This is a genomic window from Vibrio sp. 10N.261.55.F4, from assembly GCF_041470465.1.
Classification (GTDB): Bacteria; Pseudomonadota; Gammaproteobacteria; order Enterobacterales; family Vibrionaceae; genus Vibrio; species Vibrio crassostreae_C.
Genome location: NZ_JBFRMM010000027.1, coordinates 1 through 26,661, shown reverse-complemented (window position 1 = coordinate 26,661; position 26,661 = coordinate 1). Strand labels below are relative to the sequence as shown.

At 43.9% G+C, this 26,661-nt stretch carries 27 protein-coding genes and 1 riboswitch; of the genes, 20 read left to right on the top strand and 7 right to left on the bottom strand.

Features of this window, described 5'->3' with window-relative positions; genetic code table 11:
* Positions 1 to 802 precede the first annotated feature (802 nt).
* The 3 genes from AB4249_RS14375 (at position 803) to AB4249_RS14365 (ending at position 2,541) form a co-directional block, all read left to right on the top strand.
* Positions 803 to 1,423, top strand: coding sequence for a lysoplasmalogenase (locus tag AB4249_RS14375; RefSeq protein ID WP_017061033.1), 621 nt, complete (start codon positions 803 to 805; stop codon positions 1,421 to 1,423).
* A 90-nt stretch (positions 1,424 to 1,513) separates the two neighbouring features.
* Positions 1,514 to 1,750, top strand: coding sequence for a YecH family metal-binding protein (locus AB4249_RS14370; protein WP_372103708.1), 237 nt, complete (start codon positions 1,514 to 1,516; stop codon positions 1,748 to 1,750).
* 206 nt (positions 1,751 to 1,956) lie between these two features.
* The gene (locus AB4249_RS14365; RefSeq protein ID WP_017061035.1) at positions 1,957 to 2,541 is read left to right on the top strand and encodes a YhgN family NAAT transporter; all 585 of its coding nucleotides are present in this window, start codon (positions 1,957 to 1,959) and stop codon (positions 2,539 to 2,541) included.
* 117 nt (positions 2,542 to 2,658) lie between these two features.
* On the opposite strand, the gene AB4249_RS14360 is transcribed toward AB4249_RS14365, so the two are convergent.
* Together AB4249_RS14360 and rsmD are read right to left on the bottom strand one after the other, a co-directional pair.
* Positions 2,659 to 2,925 carry a DUF1145 domain-containing protein gene (locus tag AB4249_RS14360; RefSeq protein ID WP_016784000.1) on the bottom strand — a complete coding sequence of 89 codons (267 nt, stop codon included), beginning with the start codon at positions 2,923 to 2,925 and terminating at the stop codon, positions 2,659 to 2,661.
* Positions 2,926 to 2,935: 10 nt separating this feature from the next.
* Positions 2,936 to 3,538 carry a 16S rRNA (guanine(966)-N(2))-methyltransferase RsmD gene (gene rsmD / locus AB4249_RS14355; protein ID WP_017061036.1) on the bottom strand — a complete coding sequence of 201 codons (603 nt, stop codon included), beginning with the start codon at positions 3,536 to 3,538 and terminating at the stop codon, positions 2,936 to 2,938.
* A gap of 230 nt (positions 3,539 to 3,768) precedes the next feature.
* Between rsmD and ftsY the strand changes: the two genes are divergently transcribed.
* From ftsY to glpG, 6 genes are all read left to right on the top strand, one after another.
* Complete coding sequence (ftsY, locus tag AB4249_RS14350; RefSeq protein ID WP_136989532.1) at positions 3,769 to 5,025, top strand: signal recognition particle-docking protein FtsY; 1,257 nt, start codon at positions 3,769 to 3,771, stop codon at positions 5,023 to 5,025.
* A gap of 78 nt (positions 5,026 to 5,103) precedes the next feature.
* A complete protein-coding gene (ftsE, locus tag AB4249_RS14345) occupies positions 5,104 to 5,781 on the top strand; it encodes a cell division ATP-binding protein FtsE (RefSeq protein WP_016791845.1) in 678 nt (225 codons plus the stop codon).
* Positions 5,768 to 6,736, top strand: coding sequence for a permease-like cell division protein FtsX (gene ftsX, locus AB4249_RS14340; RefSeq protein WP_017061038.1), 969 nt, complete (start codon positions 5,768 to 5,770; stop codon positions 6,734 to 6,736). Before ftsE ends, ftsX begins: the two co-directional genes overlap by 14 nt.
* 177 nt (positions 6,737 to 6,913) lie before the next feature.
* Positions 6,914 to 7,771 carry an RNA polymerase sigma factor RpoH gene (rpoH, locus tag AB4249_RS14335; RefSeq protein WP_017055518.1) on the top strand — a complete coding sequence of 286 codons (858 nt, stop codon included), beginning with the start codon at positions 6,914 to 6,916 and terminating at the stop codon, positions 7,769 to 7,771.
* A gap of 440 nt (positions 7,772 to 8,211) precedes the next feature.
* Positions 8,212 to 8,532 (top strand): thiosulfate sulfurtransferase GlpE, encoded by a 321-nt coding sequence (gene glpE, locus AB4249_RS14330; RefSeq protein ID WP_017061039.1) that lies wholly within the window; start codon positions 8,212 to 8,214, stop codon positions 8,530 to 8,532.
* 58 nt (positions 8,533 to 8,590) lie between these two features.
* Positions 8,591 to 9,433: a rhomboid family intramembrane serine protease GlpG gene (gene glpG / locus AB4249_RS14325; RefSeq protein ID WP_102428643.1), complete on the top strand. Its 843-nt coding sequence runs from the start codon at positions 8,591 to 8,593 to the stop codon at positions 9,431 to 9,433.
* An 87-nt stretch (positions 9,434 to 9,520) separates the two neighbouring features.
* On the opposite strand, the gene AB4249_RS14320 is transcribed toward glpG, so the two are convergent.
* Positions 9,521 to 9,928, bottom strand: a complete 408-nt coding sequence (locus AB4249_RS14320; RefSeq protein ID WP_017063771.1) for a flagellar basal body-associated protein FliL — start codon at positions 9,926 to 9,928, stop codon at positions 9,521 to 9,523.
* 162 nt (positions 9,929 to 10,090) lie between these two features.
* On the opposite strand from AB4249_RS14320, the gene AB4249_RS14315 reads away from it, so the two are divergent.
* Positions 10,091 to 10,633 (top strand): chorismate lyase, encoded by a 543-nt coding sequence (locus tag AB4249_RS14315; RefSeq protein WP_164091128.1) that lies wholly within the window; start codon positions 10,091 to 10,093, stop codon positions 10,631 to 10,633.
* Positions 10,634 to 11,488: a 4-hydroxybenzoate octaprenyltransferase gene (ubiA, locus tag AB4249_RS14310; RefSeq protein WP_372103704.1), complete on the top strand. Its 855-nt coding sequence runs from the start codon at positions 10,634 to 10,636 to the stop codon at positions 11,486 to 11,488. It begins immediately after the preceding gene.
* A 103-nt stretch (positions 11,489 to 11,591) separates the two neighbouring features.
* Here the strand turns inward: ubiA and plsB are convergent, their stop codons facing one another.
* On the bottom strand, positions 11,592 to 14,015 hold the full coding sequence (gene plsB, locus AB4249_RS14305) for a glycerol-3-phosphate 1-O-acyltransferase PlsB (RefSeq protein WP_372103701.1): 2,424 nt from the start codon (positions 14,013 to 14,015) through the stop codon (positions 11,592 to 11,594).
* Between the two features lie 220 nt (positions 14,016 to 14,235).
* On the opposite strand from plsB, the gene AB4249_RS14300 reads away from it, so the two are divergent.
* The 4 genes from AB4249_RS14300 (at position 14,236) to dinF (ending at position 17,762) form a co-directional block, all read left to right on the top strand.
* Complete coding sequence (locus AB4249_RS14300; RefSeq protein WP_017061045.1) at positions 14,236 to 14,598, top strand: diacylglycerol kinase; 363 nt, start codon at positions 14,236 to 14,238, stop codon at positions 14,596 to 14,598.
* Between the two features lie 94 nt (positions 14,599 to 14,692).
* Complete coding sequence (gene lexA, locus AB4249_RS14295; RefSeq protein ID WP_019820514.1) at positions 14,693 to 15,313, top strand: transcriptional repressor LexA; 621 nt, start codon at positions 14,693 to 14,695, stop codon at positions 15,311 to 15,313.
* Between the two features lie 97 nt (positions 15,314 to 15,410).
* Positions 15,411 to 16,289 (top strand): class I SAM-dependent methyltransferase, encoded by an 879-nt coding sequence (locus AB4249_RS14290; protein ID WP_017070281.1) that lies wholly within the window; start codon positions 15,411 to 15,413, stop codon positions 16,287 to 16,289.
* Between the two features lie 117 nt (positions 16,290 to 16,406).
* On the top strand, positions 16,407 to 17,762 hold the full coding sequence (gene dinF, locus AB4249_RS14285) for an MATE family efflux transporter DinF (RefSeq protein WP_017061047.1): 1,356 nt from the start codon (positions 16,407 to 16,409) through the stop codon (positions 17,760 to 17,762).
* 183 nt (positions 17,763 to 17,945) lie between these two features.
* Here the strand turns inward: dinF and sthA are convergent, their stop codons facing one another.
* Positions 17,946 to 19,346: a Si-specific NAD(P)(+) transhydrogenase gene (sthA, locus tag AB4249_RS14280; protein WP_017061048.1), complete on the bottom strand. Its 1,401-nt coding sequence runs from the start codon at positions 19,344 to 19,346 to the stop codon at positions 17,946 to 17,948.
* Between the two features lie 327 nt (positions 19,347 to 19,673).
* Between sthA and fabR the strand changes: the two genes are divergently transcribed.
* Together fabR and AB4249_RS14270 are read left to right on the top strand one after the other, a co-directional pair.
* A complete protein-coding gene (fabR, locus tag AB4249_RS14275) occupies positions 19,674 to 20,315 on the top strand; it encodes an HTH-type transcriptional repressor FabR (protein WP_010438693.1) in 642 nt (213 codons plus the stop codon).
* Positions 20,315 to 20,686, top strand: coding sequence for a YijD family membrane protein (locus tag AB4249_RS14270; protein WP_004736696.1), 372 nt, complete (start codon positions 20,315 to 20,317; stop codon positions 20,684 to 20,686). Before fabR ends, AB4249_RS14270 begins: the two co-directional genes overlap by 1 nt.
* A gap of 80 nt (positions 20,687 to 20,766) precedes the next feature.
* Here AB4249_RS14270 and trmA read toward each other — a convergent pair whose 3' ends face one another.
* Complete coding sequence (trmA, locus tag AB4249_RS14265) at positions 20,767 to 21,876, bottom strand: tRNA (uridine(54)-C5)-methyltransferase TrmA (RefSeq protein WP_372103698.1); 1,110 nt, start codon at positions 21,874 to 21,876, stop codon at positions 20,767 to 20,769.
* 154 nt (positions 21,877 to 22,030) lie between these two features.
* Positions 22,031 to 22,234: riboswitch (cobalamin riboswitch) on the top strand.
* Positions 22,235 to 22,273: 39 nt separating this feature from the next.
* Here trmA and AB4249_RS14260 point away from each other — a divergent pair.
* The 3 genes from AB4249_RS14260 to murI are packed head-to-tail and all read left to right on the top strand — an operon-like array spanning position 22,274 to position 25,675.
* Positions 22,274 to 24,094, top strand: coding sequence for a TonB-dependent receptor domain-containing protein (locus tag AB4249_RS14260; RefSeq protein ID WP_372103695.1), 1,821 nt, complete (start codon positions 22,274 to 22,276; stop codon positions 24,092 to 24,094).
* Between the two features lie 48 nt (positions 24,095 to 24,142).
* Positions 24,143 to 24,808: an ATPase gene (locus tag AB4249_RS14255; RefSeq protein ID WP_372103692.1), complete on the top strand. Its 666-nt coding sequence runs from the start codon at positions 24,143 to 24,145 to the stop codon at positions 24,806 to 24,808.
* A gap of 60 nt (positions 24,809 to 24,868) precedes the next feature.
* On the top strand, positions 24,869 to 25,675 hold the full coding sequence (gene murI, locus AB4249_RS14250; RefSeq protein ID WP_372103689.1) for a glutamate racemase: 807 nt from the start codon (positions 24,869 to 24,871) through the stop codon (positions 25,673 to 25,675).
* On the opposite strand, the gene AB4249_RS14245 is transcribed toward murI, so the two are convergent.
* Entirely contained in the window at positions 25,638 to 26,090 is a 453-nt protein-coding gene (locus AB4249_RS14245) for an RNA-binding protein (RefSeq protein WP_017061054.1), read from the bottom strand. The genes murI and AB4249_RS14245 overlap by 38 nt on opposite strands.
* Positions 26,091 to 26,661: the final 571 nt, after the last annotated feature.

The following is a 26,661-nucleotide window of genomic DNA, read 5'->3' as shown; positions in this document are numbered from 1 at the left end:
AAGATGAAATCATAACACTACTCCTAAATTTGGTTGTCTCTCGCTATGTTTTAAAGAATAGCACTACTTATGGACTTAGATCAAGAATTACTTTCGAAAGCTTTAAAAGTAGTAGAAAACTATGAGTTTTTGGCTTGTTTGGCAGTGTTTAACTGTGTTTTATGGTGTGTTCTTAATTTGTTCGTTGTGATTTATGTTTGTTCTAATTTGATTTAACTTGTTGTTTTGTAATGGTTGTTTTGTGTGATTTATATTGTTAAAGGTTGTTAAACTGTATTAATAGAGGTTGGTGGTGGCTAGGTTGGTTTTGGTTGGCTTTTTAAGTTTTCGGCTTGGTTTTTGTGGCGATTTTTACCGGAGGCTTGAAATAACCTGACAAAACTGGGCGTTAAAAAAGAAAACTGGCTACTTTACAAGTCTAGGCTTGGTTGGCGTTTTTATTTTCCTATTAATCTTGAGTTTGTTTATTTAAGTTATTGTTATTATTTACTTTAAATGTGGTTATTTTAATTTTTTAAGTGTGGTATTTTACGGAATTAGGCCGGTTTTGGTGGGGTCGATAGGTTAGAATTGGCCAAAATTCAAGTATGGCGACTCTAATGCCAGTTTGAATGGGTTTTATGATGATTCGTTCTAGTTTTAAACGAATGGCCATTGTCATGGTGGTAATTGTTACGACTTCAATCTAAAGAGACTCTTTTTAGTGGAAGCGTAATCAAGATCCAATTTTGAGGGGCTGAGGCTTTACATCAACACTCGTGTGCCTAGACTGGCGACGATTTAAAGCAATAGGGCAAGTGGTATGTGGAGTTGGTTAGCGGTTTCCTTATCTGGTATCGGAGCAATAGCAGGAACGAAACATGGACATATCGGTCAGGCCTTATCGTATAAGGTATTTACCTTTGTATTATTAGCGACAATTGCTTTAACTCAGTCGGTTGTGGCTGACTTTACCTATTGGATAGTTGCGGGGTTGGCTATCTCTGCGATCGCAGATGTGCTTCATACTCTCACTCAAAAACGCCCTCTGCATTTTGTCTGCTTCTTATTGGCTCAACTCTGTTACAGCAAAGCTTTTTGGTTACAGCTATCAGGTGAAATGGTTTGGTGGTTGTTCGCGCTGTTATTGGCAGCTTGCGTTGTTGCTTTCTTTTTACTGCTGCCACGCTTAGACAAACTCGTTTTTCCCGTGGTCATCATGGGCATTGTGCTTATTCAGTTAGCATGGGCTTCTGGTGAGGTTTGGCTGCTGGATCCTCAGTTATCACACGCGGTCGGTTTTGCTGGCTGTAGCGTGCTGCTCCTTTCGGCCTTAGCTTATGCGCTAAACAGTTACCGCAGCCCAATCAAGGGCGCTTACTTTTGGGTAACGGGCAGTTACTTTCTCGCACACGCATTCATCGTCGCATCGATTACTATTTAGGGTAGAGCTCTCTCAAGCCTGAGCTACATCAAAACGGCGTTGCTAAAACTCGGTACTCTACGTGTAATTCATTAAACATGAGATTGAGTTATGACGACTGAAATTCACGCACACAACGTTTTAAACCTGCTTAGTGAAAAGCCACTGACTCGCGAAGAGCTAACATTAGCGCTTGCTCAAACCTATGGCGAAGAAGCTCGCTTCCATACTTGTAAGCTCAATGGTCTGGATTTAGATAGCCTGTTGAAGTTTTTCTTGAAGATGGAAAAGGTTGTCGTTGTCGATGATAAGCTTTGCACTAACCGCGTACGTGTGTGTAATCACTAATTCTTAGTGGCTTGTTTTATTCGTGAATAAAGAGTGGGTGCATGTTTCGGCTCCACTCTTTTCATTACCTTTCAATCTGCTTTCGCTAATTTGCCTTCTTATAACATCCCCTTTTAAAAGCATCAGTTAACCCGCTTATCACTGCGTTCGAAAATCAATGTTGAGGCTGCTATACTCCGCGCACTTACGCTTTTCGAGACAAACTTATGGAAATCTTATCTGCAGCAACCATGCTGTTTCTTATCATGGACCCGCTTGGCAACTTGCCAATCGTGCTCTCTATCCTTAAGCATATTGACCCGAAGCGTCGCCGTATTGTTCTGATTCGTGAGCTGATGTTCGCACTGGTTATCTTGCTGCTGTTCTTATTTGCGGGTCAAAGCATCATGAACTTCCTGCACGTGCAGCCTGAAACCTTGAGTATCTCTGGCGGTATTATTCTGTTTATTATCGCGATTAAGATGATTTTCCCAAGTGCGGGTAGTATTACTGGCCTCGCGGCGGGTGAAGAACCGTTTATTGTGCCGATGGCGATCCCAATGATTGCTGGCCCTTCAGTGATTGCGGCATTGATTCTGTTGTCGACACAGCACCCTGACAATATGTTAGAGCTTTCAGCGGCTGTGATGCTGGCTTGGGGCGCTACCTTCTTCATTCTGATGTTTAATGGCTTCTTCCTGCGAGTGCTGGGAGAGAGAGGGCTTAAAGCCATCGAACGCTTGATGGGCTTGTTGTTGGTTATGCTGTCGACGCAAATGTTCCTCGATGGTGTGAAAGGCTACATGGGCTAACATCAATATCATTGCTGAATAAAAAAACGCCGCTTAAATGAGCGGCGTTTTTGTCTCTACTGTTTCTGTCATGATGTTTTCTGTAGCTAAGCGTTTTATATCTGGGCTTAAGCTCGATTACATCATGTGTTTGCGTCGGATATCGAGTAAGGCGAAGACACCGAAAATCAATATTGACCACTTCTCCCAACGTGACATCTCGATCTTATCGCCGAATGCACCGATGAAAATCAGCATCTGCAGGCCGTGCATGAAGAACAAGAATGCGGTCATGATATAAAGCGCAATCGCAGCATTACCCGGAAACGGGTAGAAAATATTTACGATTAAGATAAACCAAACAAAGGCGATGGCTGCTTTTGCTAGTGGAAGCAAGAACTTCATTCAATAACTCCTATTCTTCAGTGATTCGATTGAACAGTCGGTAGCTTGACTGTCCGGTGGTCTTGTCGCGATGCAATTCCCAGTTCTCTGGCATAGCTTCGAGTTTCAGTTCTTTCTCTGTCTCGACGTAAATGATGGCATTGTCTGCAAGCCAACCGTTACTCTCAAGCAGTTGTACTGTTTCTGCCAGTAAGCCTTTGCGAAATGGTGGATCAAGGAAAACCATATCGTAAGGAGTGCCTGGTTTCTTAAGGAAAGAGATAGCATCAGTATTCACGACATTAATGTTGTCTGCCTTGAGCTCTTTCGCGTTATCAGAAAGCTGTTTAGCCGCCTTTTGATTCATTTCGAGCAGTGTCACCATTTTGGCTTGGCGAGAAGCTGCTTCAAAACCTAGACCGCCAGAACCGGCAAATACATCCAAGCAAGTTGAATGTGGGATATCTTGAGCCACCCAGTTAAAGAGTGTTTCTTTTACTCGGTCAATGGTTGGGCGTAATCCTTCTAAATCATGAACAGGCAGCTTTCTACCTCTCCATGAGCCACTAATAATTCGAACAAAGCCTCCGGATGGCTTTTTTTGTGATGTGTTTTGCTGGCGACGTCTTACCATAGATTTTTTGACCGCTAATAAAGTGATACTATACCGAGCCCAATTTAAGTGGGTTCGTGTATTAAATAAATTTGCAATGACAAAGTGTATCAAGCTAAAAGCAAACTTATCACTGCTTTGTCATTTTTCTTTACTATTCGTTTGTACAAGCTTGTATTGTATAACAATAGCAAAGAGTCGACGTGTATTAAGTCAATACAGCTAATTAGTAGATCTAGGAAACTCCTCTGATGACGGAAAAAAAGAAGCGCGGATTATTATCGTGGCTTGGTTTTGGTGAAGAAGAACAAAGCCCAAAAACTCAGAATGAAGCGAACGTAGAAAGCGTTGAAGATCAAACTGAAGTTGAATCACAAGTTGAGGCTGAACAGGTCGCGCCTGAAGCTGAACAAGTTAAGCCAACTGAATCTGAGCAAGCGCTTGAAGAAGCTCAACAAGAGCAGCAACCTGTCGCAGCAGAAGCAGAAGCAGAAGCAGAAGCAGAAGCAGAAGCAGAAGCAGAAGCAGAACAGGAAGAAGTGGCAGTTCCTCAAGCTAAGGTTGAAGAAGTACAAGAGAAGCCGACAGAAAGCTTCTTTGCTCGTCTTAAGCGCAGCCTAAGCCGCACTAAAGCAAACATCGGTGCTGGTTTCTTTGGTCTGTTCAAAGGCAAGCAAATCGATGAAGACCTGTTTGAAGAGCTAGAAGAGCAACTTCTGATTGCTGACGTGGGTATGAATACCACGGTTAAGATCATTGAAAACCTGACAGAAAAAGCATCTCGCAATGACCTAAAAGACGGTGAAGCGCTTTATGGTCTGCTCAAAGAAGAGATGGCAGACATCTTAAGCCAAGTGGAACAGCCACTGGTTGTTGATACCACTAAAACACCTTACGTTATCTTAATGGTGGGTGTGAACGGTGTAGGTAAGACAACTACGATCGGTAAGCTGGCGAAACAATTCCAAAATGAAGGCAAGAAAGTGATGCTAGCAGCGGGTGATACCTTCCGTGCTGCAGCCGTTGAACAGCTTCAGGTTTGGGGTCAGCGTAACGATGTGCCAGTTATCGCTCAACACACTGGTGCGGACAGTGCGTCTGTTATCTACGATGCGATTGAAGCAGCGAAGGCTCGTGGTGTTGATGTTGTGATTGCTGATACAGCCGGTCGTTTGCAGAACAAGAGCAACCTGATGGAAGAGCTACGCAAGATCGTTCGTGTAATGAAGAAGATTGATGACTCTGCGCCACACGAAATCATGCTAACGCTCGATGCAGGTACAGGTCAGAACGCTATCAGCCAAGCGAAGTTGTTCAGTGAAGTGGCTCCAGTTACGGGTATTACACTGACTAAGCTAGATGGTACGGCGAAAGGTGGTGTAATTTTCTCAATCGCGGATCAGTTCCAGATTCCAATCCGCTACATTGGTGTGGGTGAAGGTATTGATGACCTGCGTCCATTTGAATCTAAAGACTTCATTGAAGCACTATTTAGCCGCGAAGAGTAACGCGAGTAGCAAAGTGGTTTATCCTTAATCTGCTACCGTTTTTAAATTTGATATTAGTGATCGTAAGAGGAATTTTCGGTGATCAAATTTCAGCAAGTGAGTAAAGCCTACCGAGGTGGAAGACAAGCGCTCCAAAAAGTGGACTTTCACCTGAAACGTGGAGAGATGGCTTTTTTGGGTGGGCACTCTGGGGCTGGTAAAAGTACCTTGCTGAAGTTGATCTGCGCGATAGAGCGTCCAACTGATGGACGTGTCTGGTTCAACGATCACGATATCACTCGGATTCCAGTCAAAGACATTCCTTTTTTACGACGTAATATTGGGATTGTTTTTCAAGATCACCGCCTGCTGATGGATCGCTCGATTTTCGATAACGTCGCTCTGCCTATGCGTATTGAATCTATTTCTGAAAACGAAATAAAACGTCGAGTTAGTGCTGCGTTGGATAAAACCGGATTACTTGATAAGGCGCGTTGCCTACCAAGTCAGTTATCTGGTGGTGAACAGCAACGCGTGGGTATTGCTCGCGCCGTGGTTAACCGTCCAACTCTGCTTTTAGCCGATGAGCCTACCGGTAATCTAGACCCTGAATTATCTAACCGTGTGTTGCGATTATTTGAAGAATTCAACCGCGCAGGTGTGACGATCATCCTAGCGACGCATGATATCGGGTTAGTGAACACTCGCCCTCAGTACCGCCATCTTGAATTAAACCAAGGATTTTTGAGTGAGGTTGAAGACTATGGCCGCGAATAAGCGCATCAAAAAACCTCAATCTAATCGAGCAGCAAACCGCGCTTCAAGCGACGGCTTCTTTGTTGTTCACTGGAAACAAGCCAAGTCATCGTTCTCGCAAATGTGGCAGCGCCCGTTAGGCAACTTACTGACCCTTGCGGTGATCTCTATGGCGTTGGCGATGCCAGCTTGTTTGTACCTATTAGGTAAAAATGTAGGGGAAGTGGCGCAAGATGTCACTAGCCCGTCACAAATAAGTGCTTATGTAGAGGATGGTATTCCTGAGCCACGAGTAATGGTGCTTAAGGATGAAATCGAAAGTTGGGATCAAGTTGAGCTCGTGGAGTACATTTCTCCGCAGCAAGGGCTTGCAGACCTCAGCCAGTATTCTGGTTTTGAAGACGCCCTAACCATTCTCGACGATTATTCACTGCCAGGTGTGCTGGTGATTACGCCAAGCGTGCACAGCGATACCTTAATTAAAGAGCTGGCAGGCACAGTTAAACAACAAGAATTAGTGACCGATGTTCGCCTAGACGAAGATTGGTTAGCGCGATTAGATGCGATCAAAGCATTAGCGGCTGTCATCGTGATTACCTTAACGGTATTGATGCTGGGCGCGGTATTTCTGATTATCGGCAATACACTACGATTTAATGTGTTGGCGCATAAAGAAGAGATTCAAACCATGAAGCTGATTGGTGCGACCGACAGCTACATTCTTCGACCATACCTTTATGCTGGGATGTGGTTTGGCGTTTTAGGTTCGATTAGCGCTTGGGTAATGACGGCATTGATTACCGTATTGCTGAACAGCGCGGTGGATGATTTGGCTCAGCTATACGACAGCCACTTCCGTTTAATTGGCCTGAGTTGGGATGAATCTTTACTGCTTTTGATCGTCGGAACTCTGCTTGGTAGTGTGGCTGCAAAGCTTTCTGCACAGCGTCACCTAAAAGAAATTGAACCAGTTTAGGTGAATAGAGTCATATTTAGACGAAAAATAGGCACTTCTTAACCAGTTTTTGCCTTGTATAGACGAATTGATTATGCATAATTACTTCCCCCTCCTTGAAACCTGTTCATTTTAGGTTCAAGATTGTAGGGTTTTAATAGATGTATTACTCCAGATCAGAGATTGATGAGGAACCGAATGGCAAACCAAGCGTATCAAATGGCTTTAGTCACACAAGATAGTTTAGATAGCTATATCCGCTCAGCGAACAGCTACCCTATGCTGACTCCTGAAGAGGAACGTGGACTTGCAGAGCGATTACATTACAAAGGTGAGATCGACGCTGCGAAAGGCTTGATCCTTTCCCACCTAAGATTCGTGGTGCACGTTGCAAGAGGCTACTCTGGCTACGGGCTACCAATGGCTGATCTCGTCCAAGAAGGTAACATCGGCTTGATGAAGGCTGTTAAGCGCTTCAATCCGGAAGTTGGTGTTCGTCTCGTCTCGTTTGCTGTTCACTGGATCAAAGCTGAAATCCATGAATACGTTCTACGTAACTGGCGTATCGTTAAAATTGCGACCACTAAGGCACAGCGTAAACTGTTCTTTAACCTTCGTAAGTCTAAAAAGCGTTTGGGTTGGTTCAATAACGGTGAAGTTGAGACGGTTGCTCGTGAACTGGGTGTTGAGCCTTCAGAAGTTCGTGAGATGGAATCTCGCTTAGCAGCACAAGATGCGACGTTTGAAGCGCCTATGGACGATGACGATGGCGGTTCTGCTTACACTGCTCCAGTTTACTACCTAGAAGACAAGGCGTCAGACGTTGCTGAGACGGTTGAAGCGGCTAACTGGGAGTCACACACCAATAATCGCCTAGGGCTAGCACTAGCAAGCTTAGACGAGCGTAGCCAACACATTGTTCGCTCACGTTGGTTAGACGACAACAAGGCAACCCTGCAAGACTTAGCGGATACCTACAGTATATCAGCTGAGCGTGTTCGCCAGTTAGAAAAGAATGCGATGAAGAAATTGAAACAAGCCGTTGGTGATTTCTAATAGCATCTAGTTTCTATTAGCTTCTACTTTCTAGTAGAGCTAACAAATAGCTGAATTTTGAAAAGGCCGAGATCGAGAGATCTCGGCCTTTTTGTTTTGGATCGATTTCTCAACTTTTGCGATCGAAATTTGCAAAATGATTTTGTGGATAACTCTGTGAGAAGTTTATTCGTCAGCTATCTAAAAGCAGTGTGTAGTAAGGCTTTGACGGGGTTTTTCGAGTGGGGATATGTTTCAGTTAACCCACAGTTAGATCAGGATCATTACTACATGTTGTGGATCTATTTTTGAAAAGACACTTTATTCACGCAATTCACAGATTTATCCACAAATGGTGTAAAAGTGATCGCTGGTGGATAACCTTATTAAGTGGATGTGAATGTTAGCCTTGGGATAGGTTACAATGGCAGCAAAGTAAATCAGTATAAAAAGAGAAAGTCATGGACCAGTTTAAACATATCGATGTTAAAGGCGCTCAAGCCCTCATCGAACAAGGCGAAGCTCGACTTGTCGATATACGTGACCCGCAGTCTTTTGCGGTTGCCCACCCAAAAACAGCCTACCACCTGACTAACGATACGATGGTGTCATTCATGGATGAGGTTGAGTTCGAACAACCTATCTTAGTGATGTGCTACCACGGCATCAGTAGCCAAGGTGCGGCACAATATTTAGTGAACCAAGGCTTTGAAGAGGTATATAGTGTTGATGGTGGTTTCGAAGCTTGGCATCGTGCTGAACTTCCAGTGATCGCAGGTTAATGACTTTCATCACCTGAACCGCCTCAAGCATCCCTCATAGAATGAATAGGAAGTAACAATGATTAGATTGATGGTGTTAGACAATCCACGTCTTGCTCAAGCATTTATTGATTATATGGCCTCTCGTCAGATCCCTATTCAGATGTCTCCAGAGGGAGAAGGGCGTTTTGCTCTTTGGCTTCTTGATGGCCAATTTCAGGTTGAAACCGAAGCTGAGCTGAATCGTTTTCTGGCTGAGCCCAATCATAAGCGCTATCAAGCTGCATCTTGGGACATGGCAGAGACCAGAAAGAGCAACTTCCATTACCACACGCCAAGCTTCATGGGCATGATCAAAGCCAAAGCAGGCCCAGTGACACTAAGCCTGATGTTGGTGTGTGTGGTGATTTTTGCGCTGCAACAGATCGGTTTTGGCCAAGCTATTTTCAATGCCCTACATTTCCCAGCGGTGGATGGACAGCAATGGCAGCTGTGGCGTTGGTTGAGTCATGCCGTTCTACATTTCTCTGTTATGCACATCGCATTTAATATTTTGTGGTGGTGGCAGCTAGGTGGAGACATTGAGAAGAAACTTGGCAGCCTCAAGCTACTTCAGATCTTTGCTGTCTCTTCTGCGCTTTCAGGTGCTGGGCAGTATTGGGTTGAAGGGGCGAACTTCGGTGGTTTGTCTGGTGTTGTGTATGCCTTGGTTGGTTACTTATGGGTGGTTGGTGCGAAGGCGCCACAACTTGGTTTAGGTATCCCAAGACAGATTGTCGGCTTTATGTTGGTGTGGTTGGTGCTTGGGTACATGCAGCCATTTATGGCTATCGCCAATACGGCGCATTTAGCTGGTCTAGCCGCTGGTGTGATTATTGGCTTTATCGATGCGATGAAAGCACCAAGCTCGACAAGAAGCTAATTCATATCTTCTAATGAGTAGCCAAACGATAGAGACAAAAAAAGCGGCCAGATGAGCCGCTTTTTTATTGGGATTCGTTTTACATCATTACTGATAAAGGTATTTGGTAAACAGTAAGTCAGCAATCAGGGTTTTACCTGTCTCTGGAAGCAAAATCTTGTTGAGGTGTTCAACTAAGGATTTTCTTAAGTCTTCACGGCCAGATAGAGATTTAATGGTTTCTTCGTTTTGTTTGCCAAGCAATTCAATCACCGCATCGCGAATCAGTGGTTGGTGATGCTCAATAGCGGCCAAGTCGCTACTATTTGCCACCATGATGTCGAGGCGAACCTGAATGTAGCCCAGTTTTTTACCTTTAGTGTAAAAATTGGTGGTCAGGTCTGGCTCTAGCGTGAAGTAGGCGAGTTTAGCTGCCGACTCCTCTTCCGCGAAACTTGATGCTGAAAAGAGTAGGGTAATCGCAAGAAATATTTGGGCTACATAACGTTTGTGCATATTTGTGACTTTTCTTTAGTTTATTCGCGATATTCGAAACGCATTAGTCTTGTTACAATGAGCGGTCTAAATCTAAATACGTTTACAATTCGAAGAACGCTTTAATTTTGTTCGAAAGTTGAAGCTTTATTGTACGTGTAAAGTCACCTATTGAATACTAGTATGAATCAGCCAATATCGCTGTATCTTAATTCGTTAATGAATGTAGATTGGCAAAGTACAGAAACATTTGATTTTCCTAATGAAACCACCAAAGAGTGGCTGATGGAGCAAGGTTCTCTTTCCCGCAAGTTGGGGAAGTGCTGTCAGCACCTGTCTGTTGAGTTGCTTCATAATCAAGTTGTAGAACGCTCAATGCTGCAACAAGACGAGGAACATCTTTTATCATCGTTTGATTGCTTACTGCGTAAAGTGATTTTAAAGGGTGATGACGAACCGTGGGTGTTAGGTCGAACCTTGATTCCCCGAGTCACATTAGAAGATCATCAGCACTCAGACCTTTCTCAACAAGGTAATGTCCCGCTTGGATTGACCGTTTTTAGTGCTGAGAACGTGGAGCGAGATGCGCTGCAAGTTGGTTGGGTTATCGCAGGCGATGAGCGATTACTCGCGCGTCGTTCTCGATTATGGATGAACCATAAACCGATGCTTGTGGCAGAACTGTTTTTACCAACATCACCCATTTACTCTAAGGAGAGTGTGTAAATGCTTGCCACCAAAGCGAAGGCGTATTGGCAATTAACGCGAATGAATCGCCCGATTGGTACCCTATTACTCCTTTGGCCGACCTTGTGGTCACTGATTATCGCCGCACAAGGTATGCCTGATTTTGATGTCTTGGTTGTTTTTGTACTCGGCGTGGTGTTGATGCGTTCAGCTGGCTGTGTGATCAATGACTTTGCGGACCGTAAAGTAGATGGTCATGTTAAACGTACCAAGCAGCGTCCACTGCCGTCTGGTTTGGTTTCCAGTAAGGAAGCGATTCTGCTCTTTTTAGTGCTAGCCGTAGTTTCATTCTTGCTGGTACTCACCATGAATCCACTGACCATTAAGCTCTCATTTATTGGTGTGGGTCTGGCGTTCATTTACCCTTTCATGAAGCGTTTTACGCATCTTCCACAGTTGTTTCTTGGCTTAGCGTTTAGTTGGGCGATACCAATGGCTTGGGCGGCACAAACCAATGAACTGCCAAGCATTGTGTGGTTTGTCTTCGTGATTAACGCGTTGTGGACGATTGCTTACGACACGCAATATGCGATGGTTGACCGAGATGATGACTTGAAGATTGGTATTAAATCGACGGCTATTTTATTTGGTCGCTTCGATAAACTGATTGTTGGCTCTTTGCAACTCGTCACCCTAGCGATGCTGATTGCGTTAGGCATGCATTACCAACTAGGAAATACCTTCTATTGGGCACTGTTGGTAGCGGGAAGCTTATTTGTGTATCAACAACACCTGATGCGCCACCGTGATCGAGACCTTTGTTTCCAAGCCTTTCTAAACAACAACTATGTTGGAATGGCAGTGACAGCGGGCTTGTTCATTACCTTCTGGTAAGCATCCGCTTTTCGAGTTAACGAATGCTAAAGAAAAAGGCACCCATTGGGTGCCTTTTTTGATCGCGTTTGGCCTCGCTATTCAAGAGACACCAAGCTGATGATTACTCCGCTTGGTGGATACTCTCTTGAATCGTCAAACGTACTTCAGGGTAAAGCATTGAGTAGAGAAGCTTAGCGAATTGCTGAGTCTTGTCTAAATCACAGTTGCCGTCGTTATCTAGGTACTGTTGCTGCTTCAACGTTGCGAACATAGAAGCAAACACACCTTTATCGAAGAATTCGGGAGCATTGATACCATGCAATCGACCAAGTCGCTGTGCGATGTCTTGGCTTTTCTGCTCAAGGTCAGATTTGTCCAGTTCCGGATTCTCTGCCAGCAAGTTTAGAGCAATAGAGTAGCGCTGTAGCGTTTCTGAAATCGTACGGCCTAACAGCATAAGAGCTTGGCTGTTCGATTGGTTGATCGTCACTTCATTGTCAGACACAACAATCATGCCCTGGCTAACAAGTTCATCAATGATGTTTGAGACTACGCCTTCAAGCTGTGATTCGTCGTAGCTTAAGAACAGCTCTTTCTTTAAGAACGGATAAATTGCTGCAACATTCTTTTGAATCGCTTCAATCGATAAACCGCGCTGACGAATGGTCATCTGGGCAATTAAAGATGGCAGAGCGAACAAGTGAATGATGTTGTTTCGGTAGTAGGTCATCAGAATTGACTGGTGACGGTCTAGCGAAATAATGTCGCCCATTGAGTCTGATTCAATTAGGAACTTGTTCAGCGATTCAGCGTGTTTTACCAGATCTTCAGCACTGTCTTTTGGTACCGTAAATGTATCAGAGTAAGGTACGTTCTTAAGCAGAGACAGGTAGCAATTAATCTGAGAAACCAAAGAGTCACGAGACAATGCGCGCTGTCTTGAAGCCAATAGTGCCGTTGCACAAAGGGTCAGGGCATTGGTCGCTGCCGCATCGTTAATGTGCGTCATCATTTTGGTCGCCAAGTCATTAACCACCGGGTTCATCCATTGTGGTTTGCTAGTGCCCATTGGGTCGATGTCTTTGGTCCACTCTGGTGAGTGCTCATTCAGGTATTGGTTCAGTTGAATCGGCTCACCGAAGTTCACGTAGCCTTTACCAAAGTTACGCAGCTTACGAATGGTACGAATCACTAAGCTCGCGTTTTCTTTTTCTTTACGCTTGCCACGAAGTTCTTTCGCGTAAGTCGCTACTTCCATCACGTGCTCGTAGCCGATGTATACAGGAACCAAAGTCACCGGACGGTTCATGCCGCGCAGCATTGCTTGGATTGTCATCGCTAGCATGCCCGTTTTCGCTTGCAGTAGACGACCTGTACGAGAACGACCACCTTCACTGAAGTACTCTACTGAGTAACCTTTAGCGAACAATTCCGCTAGGTATTCACGGAAAATCGTCGAGTACAGTTTGTTGCCTTTGAAGCTACGACGAATAAAGAACGCACCACCATGACGGAAAATAGGACCGGCAGGGAAGAAGTTCAGGTTGATACCCGCAGCGATGTGCGGAGGCACCATGCCTTCGTGGTAAAGCACATAAGAAAGCAGTAAGTAGTCCATGTGGCTACGGTGACAAGGCACGTAAACAATCTCGTGACCATCTTGAGCCAACTTACGAACCGTTGAAGCGTTGCTGATATGCAGGCCTTGGTACAACTTATTCCACAGCCAACCAAGAATCTTCTCACCACGCTTGATCAGCGAGTAAGAGAAGTTCGCAGCAATCTCGTCCATGATGTCTTGAGCTTCTTTGCTCGCTTTCTCGATCGAGATGTTCTTTGCTTGTGCTTCGTCTTCAATCGCTTTTTTGATCGCTTCTGATTTTAACAGGCGATCAAACAGAGCTTGGCGGCTTGGCAGGTTAGGGCCTGATGCTGCAAGCTTTTGGCGAGAGAAGTGAATACGTGCCACGCGCGCCAGTTTGTGCGCGATGGTGCTGTCGGTGCCGTGTGAGTTGGCCATGTAACGCAGAGAAACCACAGGACTAAAGCGAACCAAGCAGTCACGACCTGCCAGTAATACCGCTTTTGATTTCTCTAAGCCGTTCATTGCTTGTAGGTAAGGTTTCTGGTTATTCTCTTTACCAGGCTTACGACCCCACAATACAGTGGCAGGGATAACTTGAACGTCGAGATCAGAGTCTTCAGCATGCAGTGAAAGCAGCTCAGAGAAGACTTCAATTGATGAGCTTGGTACATAATCATCGTCTTGCAGCAGAGTTTTGCGAGAAGAGATGAAAACGTAGCGTTGCAGTGATTTGCCGTTGATTTCAAGCTTGCTCAACGGATCAGGTAGGCCTAATTCAAGTGCATGTTTTTGCAATGTAAGAATGTCGACACTTGAGCGAAACGGTAAGGCGTATACAATCGGTTTGCTCAAATCAACGTTCAAATCCTCAACAGGGTTTGAAGGAATTGATGTGCCCTTTACCAATACGGATAAAGGTAGCTTCATTAATGAACGTGAAAAAGATTGTCCAGAAGACATATAGGTTCACTGCCTCAATAGTTATTTCAATGTGCTGAAGCGTATCTCTATTTCTCTGATAAAAAGGATAAATCCTATGAGTGAAATAGGGATAAGCCTAGGCGTAAATTTAATCGATGCAAGAATACCAGAAACTGGTCTAACCTTTTAATGGAAATAGTCATATTGCCGTTAAGTTTGTGGAAAATCATTCATCGACTGATTGAGTATAGGGTTAAAAATGACCAAAAAATCAAACACCGGATTCAAACGCATCATCAAAGCAGCAGGCTTTTCATGGCAAGGCATTACGAGTTCGTTTAAAAATGAGGCTGCATTTCGACAGGAAGTGTTCATGGCGGTCGTGCTTATTCCGTTGGCATTTTACCTAGATGTAAGCCAAGTTGAACGAATCTTAATGATCTCATCGGTGGTATTGGTGATGGTTGTCGAGCTAATCAATACCGCGATTGAAGCGGTTGTCGACCGAATCGGCAGTGAACATCATGAGCTTTCTGGGATGGCTAAAGATGTCGGTTCGGCAGCAGTTTTCATCTGTTTGGCACTCGCAGGTTATGTGTGGCTAGAGATCCTGTTTTTGTAATTTGCTAAAAATGAACTAAAAACAAGCAATTGCTTTGCTTTTGTTCAGTTACTGGATATACTCACAGTCAACTGTATAAAAAGACAGGTGAATCATGAAGCCGTTAACGCCCCGCCAGCAACAAGTCTTTGACCTTATCAAAGGTAAGATCGAAGATTCCGGTATGCCACCGACACGTGCAGAAATCGCGCGTGAACTAGGCTTCCGTTCTGCTAATGCTGCAGAAGAACATTTGAAAGCTCTTGCTCGTAAAGAAGCGATTGAGATTATCCCGGGTGCGTCTCGCGGTATTCGTATTTTGCTTGAAGATGCAGCAAACGAAGAGCAAGGTTTACCATTAATCGGTCAGGTTGCCGCTGGTGAGCCTATCTTGGCTCAAGAGCATGTAGAAATGCATTACCAAGTTGATCCAGGCATGTTTAAACCACAAGCTGACTTCTTACTTCGTGTAAATGGCGAAAGTATGAAAGACATCGGTATTATGGATGGTGATTTATTAGCTGTTCATAAAACACAAGATGTACGCGATGGTCAGGTTGTAGTGGCTCGTGTCGATGATGATGTAACGGTAAAACGCCTAGAACGTAAAGGTTCAACGGTTCTGTTACATGCTGAAAATGAAGAGTTTTCTCCAATCCATGTCGATCTAGAATCTCAACACTTGTCTATTGAAGGGCTTGCGGTTGGTATTATTCGCAACACCGACTGGATGTAGTCAGTACAAACAGCTTATTGATATTTATTCTCAATAACTTGTCATTGTAATTGATATTCATTATCATCTTCTTTGTCGAGATACAAGGAAGATGATGATGCCAAACCCAACCAAACCTCAAATGAAGCCGCTTACTCGTAAGCCGCGCTCCTCTGTTCAAAAGGCTTCTTCTGAACAAGGGTCTGCACATCAAGAATTCCAAGTTCCGACGAACCTCGTTCAGCATCTTTGGTTTCGTAGCCGTGAAAGCCTAGCTGATGATGGTCTCGTTTATGATCCTATCGCAGCTCAAGCCTGCAAGCGTTGCCAGCTCGCACCAGAATGTCTTACCGGTGAACTCGACCAACAGCAACTCCTTTACGCGACACTGACTCAACTTTGTGATTCTCAAGTTCAACAGTTTTTATCTCATAACCCAGATGCTTGGATTATTAACGTGGGAGCAGGGCTCGATACCCGTTTCTACCGTTTAGATAATGGCCGCTGTCATTGGGTTGAGTTAGATGTAACCGAGAATCTGCTTTGGCGACAACGCTTGTTCCACAAAAATGAACGCTATCGCTTAGAGTGTGGCTCTGTCGATGACCTAACTTGGTTGGATGAACTTAATATTCCAGAACAAGCCTCGGTGATGGTGGTGTGTGAACATGCTTTGCTGGATTGTAATGAACAACAGACCGCGAACTTCATTCAGTCTTTGAGCCGCTACTTTACTCATGCACATGCGTGTTTAGTCTTAGCTGGAGATAAAAGCTCAAGTACGTTGGGACAAAAGCTTGGTTCAGGAAAGTATGCTCATGGGTTGTCTTCACCAATAGACAGCGTTCTTAATTGGCTGCCATGGGCACAATGGGTAAAAGCGTTTTCTCCCCTAGACCAACAATGCAATCGTTGGAAATTGTGGCAGCGGCTTCTTTGTAAGATCTCTCAGGTCAAAAAGCGTTTAACGCCGCAGTTAGTGCTCGTTAAGTGGTAACCCTAGTGGTTCTGTATTTCGAGTAACTGAGTACATAGCCGGTATAAGTAAAATTCCACAACATAGTGAAAGCCCACCCACTAGGTTAAACTATCGCCTCTAATCTAAGAGGTGATCGTGAAGCTATTTAATCCCCAAACTATTTTTCAAACGCTATCCAATCAGGCGATGCACAAAAAAGTGCTGCTGCTCGCGATCCCGATGGTTCTCTCTAATATTACTGTTCCACTGCTGGGCTTAGTCGATGCGGCGGTTATCGGTCACCTCGAGCACTCTTGGTATTTAGGTGGTGTGGCGCTGGGCGGCACAATGATCAGCGTGACCTTTTGGTTGCTTGGTTTCCTGCGCATGTCGACAACAGGGCTAGCCGCACAATCTTATGGTGCGAATGATGGCAAGCAACTTGGTTTAGTCTTTGTGCAAGGCGTGACCATGGCCTTAGGGTTTGCTGGTGTCTTTTTGCTTTTACACAGTCTAGTCGCCGATTTAGTTTTCTCATTGAGTAGCGCCAGTGATCAAGTTAAGCACTATGGTCAGCAATATTTCTCAATCCGCGCTTGGAGTGCGCCTGCTGCGCTAACTAACTTTGTGATTCTAGGTTGGTTACTCGGGACTCAAAATGCCAAAGCGCCCATGTGGATGGTGATCATCACCAATATCACCAATATCGTTTTGGATATTGTTTTTGTTATCGGCTTAGGATGGCAAGTGGAAGGTGCAGCATTGGCATCTGTAATGGCTGATTATGCCGGTCTAACATTTGGCTTGATTTGTGTTTACCGAATCTGGGCGAAGAAGCAGTTACCATCGCCATGGGATCTGCTTAAGAAAACCAGCCAAGGTTTGAGTCGTTTCGTGAAATTGAATCGCGATATCTTTCTTCGTTCATTATGCCTACAAGCGACTTTCACTTTCATGACCTTCCAAGGTGCAAGCTTTGGCGATGATGTTGTTGCGGCCAATGCCGTGTTGATGAGTTTCTTGATGATCATCTCTTATGGGATGGATGGCTTTGCCTACGCAATGGAAGCGATGGTCGGTAAGGCGATAGGCGCGAAAGACAAAGATGAGCTGAACCAGTCATTGATTGGAACTTTCTTCTGGAGCTTCAATATTTGTTTGGTACTGACCATAGTGTTCGCACTCGTTGGCTCGAGCTTAATCAATATGATCACCACAATCCCAGACGTGAAGAGTCAAGCCGAGGTGTATTTACCGTGGTTAATCGCAATGCCATTGGTGTCTATGTGGTGCTTCTTGTTGGATGGTATTTTTGTTGGAGCAACTAAGGGCAAGGATATGCGCAATAGTATGTTTGTTGCGACCTGTAGTTTCTTCGCGATTTTCTATTTAGCATCAGGTTTAGAGAACCATGCACTGTGGTTAGCGATGCTGAGCTTTATGGCAATGCGCGGAATTGGTCTTGGTGTGTTGTTTGTTTCTCAGTGGAAGAAAGGGGAGTTTCTCGCTTAGCTCTGAGGGCTCTGTTTGTGGAGAGTAAATGAGGCTGTACAGGTAAAGGGGTATTTAGAACATCATGATCTAATTACTATCAATGCCTTAATATTCAGTGTTTTAAATAAAAACAGCAAGCGCGTGGCTTGCTGTTTATGTATTTGGCCTATGGGTGGTCAAATACTCCTATTGGTTCTTTATCTAGAATAAACGGTTAAGCCCGTTGAGTGCTGCAACACGATAAGCTTCCGCCATCGTTGGATAGTTAAAGGTTGTATTCACAAAGTACTCGATGGTATTTGCTTCACCTTTCTGTTCCATGATCGCTTGTCCGATATGGATGATTTCAGCGGCACGCTCACCAAACACGTGGATACCTAAAATCTCTTTGGTTTCGCGATGGAACAGAATCTTCAAGCTACCAATGTCTTTACCCGCAATTTGAGCACGAGCTAGGTGTTTGAATGAAGAACGTCCTACTTCATACGGTACTTTAGCTGCGGTAAGTTCTTGCTCGGTTTTACCAACAGAACTGATCTCCGGGATGGTGTAGATGCCGGTTGGAATGTCTTCGATAAGGTGGCGTTCAGCTTCACCTTTCACAATTGCTTGAGCCACAAATCGACCTTGGTCATAAGCCGCGCTTGCTAGGCTAGGGTAGCCAATCACATCACCGACAGCGTAAACATGGTCAACATTGGTTTGGTAATTGGTATTTACTGAGACTTGCCCACGCGAGTCCGCTTCTAAGCCAACAGCACCAAGGTTCAGTTTATCGGTATTACCCGTTCGGCCATTGGCATACAGTAGGCAATCAGCGCGCATCTTTTTACCTGACTCTAGGTGAATGATCACGCCATCATCAGTGCCTTCAATTTTCTCAAAGGTTTCATCGTTGCGAATCACGACACCGCTGTTCCAGAAGTGATAAGAAAGTGCATCTGAGGTTTCATTGTCTAGGAATGACAACAGACGGTCACGAGTATTGATAAGATCGGTTTTTACACCCAAACCGCGGAAAATCGACGCGTATTCACAACCAATAACGCCAGCACCATAGATGATGATGTGTTGCGGGTCGTGTTTAAGAGAAAGAATCGAGTCACTGTCGTAGATACGTTCATGCAGGAAGTCGACGTTATCTGGTTGGTAAGGGCGAGAGCCTGTCGCGATAACAAATTTGTCTGCACTGTAATGTTCTTCAGTGCCATCGCTTTGCATTACCGAGACAGTGTTGGTATCGATAAAACGTGCAGTACCAAAGACCAACGTGCACTGGTTGCGGTCGTAGAAGCCTTGGCGTAATCGAGTCTGCTTGTCGATAACCGATTTGGCATGCCCCAAAATGTTAGAAAACGTTGAGTGTATGCTTTTGTTGTTCTGACAAAACAGCGGATTACTGTTGAATTCGATAATACGACTTACGGCATGACGCAGTGCCTTTGAAGGAATGGTTCCCCAGTGAGTACAACCACCACCAACGCTGCTCTCTTTCTCAATGATTGCAACGTTCAACCCGGCTTTGGTTAATCCCATCGCTGCCCCTTCTCCTCCGGGGCCACTACCAATTACGATTACATCAAAGTGGTTGGAGTGCGGCATAGATATCTTCCTTGTTATATTTGAGTAACATTGCTTTAGCGAGATTTTAACTGATTCTGTTCTTGGGTACATGAAAAGGGCATCAGAGAGTCGGTGGGATCACGCAGTGTTATCGAAAAAATAATATTTGGTATGTCGTATGTCTCCAAATGACAGTGTGGATATTGAAATTTTTTCTTCGAACGTATTTACTTCGGTACGTGAACAAAGAGGTATGTTTAGTGTCTTATATAACCAGAGTGCCTTATATAAATAAGTGATTCGCGTTATATTGAATAGAGTATTAGACATGCCTGTTTAGGCTGTAAAAGAAGAAATTGATAAAGTATGAAACCAATGGGCATTCGCGCACAGCAAAAAGAAAAAACTCGTCGCAGCTTAATCGATGCAGCATTTAGCCAACTCAGCGCCGATCGTAGTTTTTCCAATCTAAGCTTGAGAGAAGTCGCTCGTGAGGCTGGAATAGCACCGACTTCCTTTTATCGTCACTTCAAAGACATGGATGAGCTTGGCTTAACCATGGTTGATGAAGGTGGCTTACTGCTGCGCCAGTTAATGCGTCAAGCTAGGCAACGCATAGTAAAAGAAGGCAGTGTGATTCGTACATCGGTTGAAACCTTTATGGAATTCATTGAAAGCAGCCCTAACGTATTCAGACTGTTATTGCGAGAGCGCTCAGGAACTTCATTTGAGTTTCGTGCAGCGGTAGCTCGTGAGATACAGCACTTCTCTGCTGAGTTAACCGAATATTTGATAACGACTGGCATGACAAGGGACGAAGCTTTCACTCAAGCGGAAGCCTCGGTTATCTTAGTCTTCAACTCAGGGGCAGAAGCATTAGATTTAGATCGACGTCAGCGAGATGAATTGGCTGAACGCTTGATCATGCAATTGCGAATGATGGCCAAAGGAGCTTTTTGGTATCGTAAAGAACGTGAACGTAACCGATTAAAAGGCGGGATTGAATAATGTCGAATGAAAATAATACTGTAAACCGTGGTTCTGAAAGAAAAACACTCGTACTTGCTGTTGTAGCCGGTGTGTGTGGTGATGCATTGTTATCTTGGGTAACAATGAGCGAAGTGGGCTTCTCTATTTTCCCGCTTATCGCTTTAGTTTTGGCTGTACAAGCGCTTTACCAAGAGTACCTAACTAACCCAGTATCTGAAGATATCCCACTAGTAGGTTTAGCTTGTTTCTTCGTGGGTGCATTTGGCCACTCGGCTTTTGTGAAGGCACAACACCCTGATGCTGGCTCAAACTTCTTTGCGATTATTGTCGCGATGTTGCTTCTTGCATGGGTAGGTAAGAAACTCGGCTTTATCGGCAAAACTGCTTAAGCTGATTTAGAAATTAAAAAAACGAGCCAATGGGCTCGTTTTTTTGTATCTGCTGTTTGGCTTAGACCTGAAAGCGATACTTACGCTTTACGCTCTAGGAATACGCCAGCTTCCATGTGGTGCGTGTAAGGGAACTGGTCAAACAGAGCAAAACGAGTGATGTCGTGCGTTTCGCTTAGAATGTCTAGGTTCTCTTTCAATGTCTCAGGGTTACAAGAGATGTACATGATGCGCTCGTAGCCTTGCACCATCTTACAAGTATCAACGTCCATACCTGAACGCGGTGGATCAACAAAGATAGTGTTGCAGTTGTAGCTCTTTAGATCGATGTTTGCTTGCTGTAGGCGGCGGAATTCACGCTTACCTTCCATTGCTACGGTAAAATCTTCCGCAGACATACGAATGATCTGAACATTATCAATCTTGTTCGCCGCAATGTTGTATTGAGCAGATTCTACAGATGGCTTCGCTAGCTCTGTTGCAAGTACACGCTCAAAGTTTTGTGCCAGAGCTAATGAGAAGTTACCGTTACCACAGTAAAGCTCAAGCAAGTCACCTTTGCTGTCTTGAGTACAGTCGACAGCCCATTCCAACATTTTCTCTGCTACTTTGGCGTTTGGTTGAGTAAAGCTGTTCTCTACTTGCTGGTATATATAGCTATCACCATTCACATCTAGCTTTTCAATGACGTAGTCGCGATCCAGTACGATTTTCATCTTACGCGCACGGCCAATCAGGTTTAGGTTAAAGCCTTCATCATTTAATTGCTGCTTAAGCGCTTTAGCATCTTGAATCCACTGTTCACCTAATTGACGGTGGTAAAGCAGTGACACCAAAATCTCACCGCTTAACGTAGAAAGGAAGTCTACTTGGAATAGCTTGTGGCGTAGAGAGTGGTTGCTCTTCATTGCATCCGTTAATAGAGGCATTAGATCGTTGATAAGACGACTAGCCGCAGGAAACTGGTCTACGCGGTATTTTTCTTTGGTCTCTTGATTGAACATGACGTAATACATATCGTCACCTTCATGCCACACGCGGAATTCAGCACGCATGCGGTAGTGTTGTTCTGGAGATTCATACACTTCCAGCTCAGGCACATTGTATTGTGAGAACATTTCAGTAAGACGTTCAGTCTTTTCTGCCAGTTGTTCTTGGTAGCGTTGCGGGTTTACATCTAAATTCGCCATGGTTATGCCTTTTGCTGTCGTGCTTTTAAATCAAGAGCGCAGATTTTATTCAATCACAGGCGCTTGTCCAGTGTTGAGAGCTATTCAATGTAAATCGAGCATGAAAACTATAGCTTATAACTATCTTAGACTAGACAAATGATTCATAGGTTAATACTATCTCCCGCAAGCTGGTGCCATTTGGATGTATAGATGGCTGAAGAGGGAATCTGGTGTAAATCCAGAACTGACGCGCAGCGGTAAGAGAGAACGAGTATTCAAAGACACTGCAAATAGCGTTTTGTGGGAAGTCGAATATCAGGTAACCATAAGGTTGTGCTCTTGAGTCCGAATACCTGCCAGCGGCTAAGCCATACAATGTGGCTTGGTAGGACTTTACGCGATTTAGGATCACAACATGAACAAATCCCTTTTAGCGGTTGCTGTAGCATCGCTACTTTCACCTATCTCCAATTTACACGCACAAGAAGTATCTACTGACGAAACCATGGTGGTTACGGCTAACCGTTTTGAGCAGCCTTTAAGTGATGTTATTGCATCAACAACGGTTGTTTCTAAACAAGAAATCGAAGAAACCCAAGCTAAATCTCTAGTGGATGTATTGAAACGAGTACCTGGCGTTGAAGTTTCTCAAAGTGGCGGACGTGGACATAGCGCATCTGTTTTTATGCGCGGCTATAATAGTGATCAAGTATTGTTTCTAGTTGATGGTGTCCGTATTGACTCTGCTGCTGGCGGTATTAATTTTAATCATATCCCAGTAGGCATTATTGAGAGAGTTGAAGTGATTCGTGGTTCTGGCGGAGCTCTTTATGGTTCTGATGCTGTAGCGGGTGTAATTAATGTTATTACAGCCTCTGGTAGTTCAACTGAATCGACAATGATTTCCGTTGGAGCTGGTAGCGACGCTCAAAAGGAAGCTAATTTTTCAACGACCCGTAATTTGTCTAATGGTGGAACATTAAAGCTCGCTGGTGGTTTTGATGAGACTGAAGGTTACGATATCAAAGATCCTGCTACTGGACTTAATTATGGGTATGAAAGCCAAAATCTTTTTGCATCGTATTCTCAACCTATTAATGAGGCCTTTTCAGGTAGTGCTTCAGTTCGCTGGTTCGATAGTTTAACTGAGTACGATTCTGGTGGTAAGAACTATGGCTACTCTGAGAATCTGAGTGTTACAGTTGCTCTTGATTATAAAGGTGATAACTTAAGCTCGACTCTTAGGGCTAATCAACAAGCGATCGAGAACCTAGACTATTCTCAAGCTCAGGGTAAAGATAATGCTGGTACTAAAAAGAAAATAGACCTAACGAACTTACAGTTCTTAAATCAGTATTACATCAACGAGAACGTTTCTGTTGGTGCTGGCGCAGATTGGCGTAGAGAAAAGCTTGATGATGATGCTTTGTCATATGGTTCTCCTGATGCTCTAGCTGGTGAGTCTCGCGATACGACGGGTGTTTACGCTTCTTCTGAACTTAGATTCGGTGATGTTCAAATCGTAGGTAGTGTGCGTAACGATAAACACGATACATACGATAATCATACGACTTGGTCTTTAGGGACTCGCTATTACCTAACGGAGAAACACTCGTTAAGAGCTGCCGCAGGTACATCATTTAAAGCTCCGAGCTATTCTGATCTAACAACAAACTCAGACCTAAAACCTGAAGAGGCCGAAAATCGCGAAATTGGATACACCGGTGAATTCGATTTATTCAAGCTGGATGTGACTGCATACGATAATGAAGTCGATAACTTAATTATTTGGTATGAAGGTAGCCCATTTTGGTATCCTCAAAACGTAGATGCAAAACTTAAAGGTTTAGAAATCACAGGTAATTTTGACACGTGGTTTATCCATCACACGGTTGTTGCTGAGTTTAAAGATCATAAAGACTCTGCGGGCAACAAATTAGCGAAGCGTGCTGATGAAAACTACAAGTGGTTGATGGATGCTTCATATGAAGATTTTGATGTGAACCTTACTTATACATACACGGGTGATAGAGCGGGTAATCCAAAAGAAACAACCGATCCAGATAATATTTTGCCATCAGTGAGCTTGTGGGATGTTTCTGTGGGGTATTGGATTTCCCCTGAGCTAGTTGTTCGTGGTCGAGTTGATAACTTAACTAACGAGAAATACCAAACAACGCTAGGATATAACGCTCCTGAACGCAGGTACTTTGCTAATCTAGCTTACCAATTCTAATTTACATCTAAACCGCCTTCGGGCGGTTTTTTCTTATTGGGTATATCAATGAAAAAGAAAGTCATCATAAGTTGGTCGTCAGGTAAAGACTCGACATTAACCCTGGAGCGTCTACTTGAAAGCTCCGAATATGAAGTTGTAGCTCTCTATACGACGTATGTTGGAGATGAAGTTCCTTTCCAAGTGACTCCGATTGATGTGGTTGCTATGCAGGCGCAATTAATCGGTTTGCCATTAATCACGATTGAGCTCCCGGAAGTGTTTCCTAGTAATGAGATTTATCAAAGTACCATTGTCTCCGCACTTAAAGGTTCTGGCTTATCAATCGATGCAGTCGCGTTTGGAGACATGTTTTGTAATGGCATTGCCGACTATAGAAGAAGCTATATAGAACCAGCTGGTTGGGAGTGTGTGTTCCCTCTAATGGGAGAGAACAGTCAGGCACTTGCGAGTGAAATAATAGACAGAGGCATCGAAACCTTTCTCGTCACGGTCGATAGCGATGCATTAGATATGAGCTATTGCGGGAAGGAGTACACACTTGAGCTCATAGGTAGCTTACCGAGTCATGTCGATCCATGTGGCGAAGATGGTGAGTTCCACACCTTAGTGACGTCAGCGCCATGCTTTAAAGGTAAGCTCAAGATAGATCTAGAAAATGTAGATCAAGGTGAGCGCTTTGTTCATCAACGCTACCGAGCTTGCATTATGTAGAGTGATGATTGGCGAAAACTAAGTGAAGGGGTATCATTGCTGCGGAACTTATTATAGGTAATGGTTGTGGCGGAAAGCATACAAAAAAACATATTGATCTTTGATTCTGGAGTTGGTGGCCTGTCTGTATATAAAGAGATAAGTCAGTTACTACCAAATCACAATTATATCTATGTATTCGATAACGAGGCTTACCCATATGGCGAGCTCGATCAGCAAGTTCTTATTCAGCGAGCCCAAAGTATCGTCGCTAGCTTTGTGGTGAGTCACGCTATTGATATTGTAGTGATAGCTTGTAATACGGCCAGTACGATAGTCTTGCCTACACTTCGCGTTAATAATCTAATCCCAATTGTTGGCGTAGTCCCGGCAATCAAACCTGCTTCGTTACTGGCTAATAAAGCGGTTGGCCTTATTGCGACTCCCGCGACGATTACTCGTGAATACACACACGAGCTCATCAAAAACTTCTCGAGTAATAAAAGAGTAGAGCTGTTGGGTTCTACTCGGCTGGTGGATATGGCCGAAGATAAACTCAGAGGCGAGGAGATTAGCCTTGAAGAGTTACAGCAAATCCTTCAGCCGATGATCAACACAATTGATGTGGCTGTATTAGGATGTACTCATTTCCCATTGATCAAATCAGAGATTCAACAAGTACTAGGTGAAAGTGTAGTGCTGATAGATTCTGGTAAAGCGATAGCTAAGCGGGTTCAAGATTTGTTGGGTTTGGAAAGCGTTAATAAAGAAGGGGGAGTACGTGAAGTTTTTTGTAGTGCACTTCCTAAAAAAGAAAGTGCACTAAATAGTATGTTAAAGCAGTTAGGGTTTAGCTCAGTTCAGATTCGTCCGCTTCAGGATGTTTAGGATCATTTGCAACACGTACTTTTAAAGTGCGTTGCATGTAATCTTTATCGTTAAGTGCAGAGATTGCATGATTCACATCATTACTTGCCATAACAACAAATCCAAAGCCTCTTCTTTTACCAGTACGTTTGTCTTTCATTAAACGTACTGCAAATACTTCACCATGCTCTGAGAATAATTCACGTACATGTGATTCGTTCGCTTTGTATGGAAGGTTACCCACATAAAGTGTTTTGGTTGAAGCCTTAGGTTCTGAATCTGATTTTGAGTCGGTGCTTGAAAAGTTAACAACAAAAGCGGAAGCCAAGACACCAAGGATAAAGGTAATTGCAGGCGATATATCTACCTGAGAGAAAACAATGCCGCCTAATACAGCCAGTGCGACAATTAACAACATCGATTTTTTTGAGTTCATATCGGAATACTACATATTAATAAACGAAATAGACGCATCTACCATTAACAAAATAGACACATGAATCTTACGTTCATGGCTTCCATTTTTCCAATGTATTGCTGTGATACGTCTCAAATGTTTAGTTTTTATTCGAAAAATGCGGATCTGGTGGCTTTTTAGGCGAACAAAACTTTTATTTCAAAAAGCCCTTGTGCTCCATCTCAATCTCTCTATAATGCCGCCTCACCGACACGGAGTGAGACGAAAGTCACACAGCGAAATCGGTAGAGAAAAAGAGTTTGAAAATAACCCTTGACTCTCAAAGTGGTGCAGGTATAGTACGCACCCCTAGCGACTGAGATGTGAATCACAAAACGCTAGCGCTCTTTAACAATTTAAACCTATCAATCTGTGTGGGCACTCGTTGATGAATATCAAAACGTTTTATCGTTAGATAAAACAGATTCTTCGGAATCAAAATTGATTTCAATGAACTGAGTGACCAATACGTTTAACTACTTGTAGTTATTCGGCACAGTCAATTCATTACCATTCTGTTGGAATGGTAATAGCTTTAGAATTACATGTT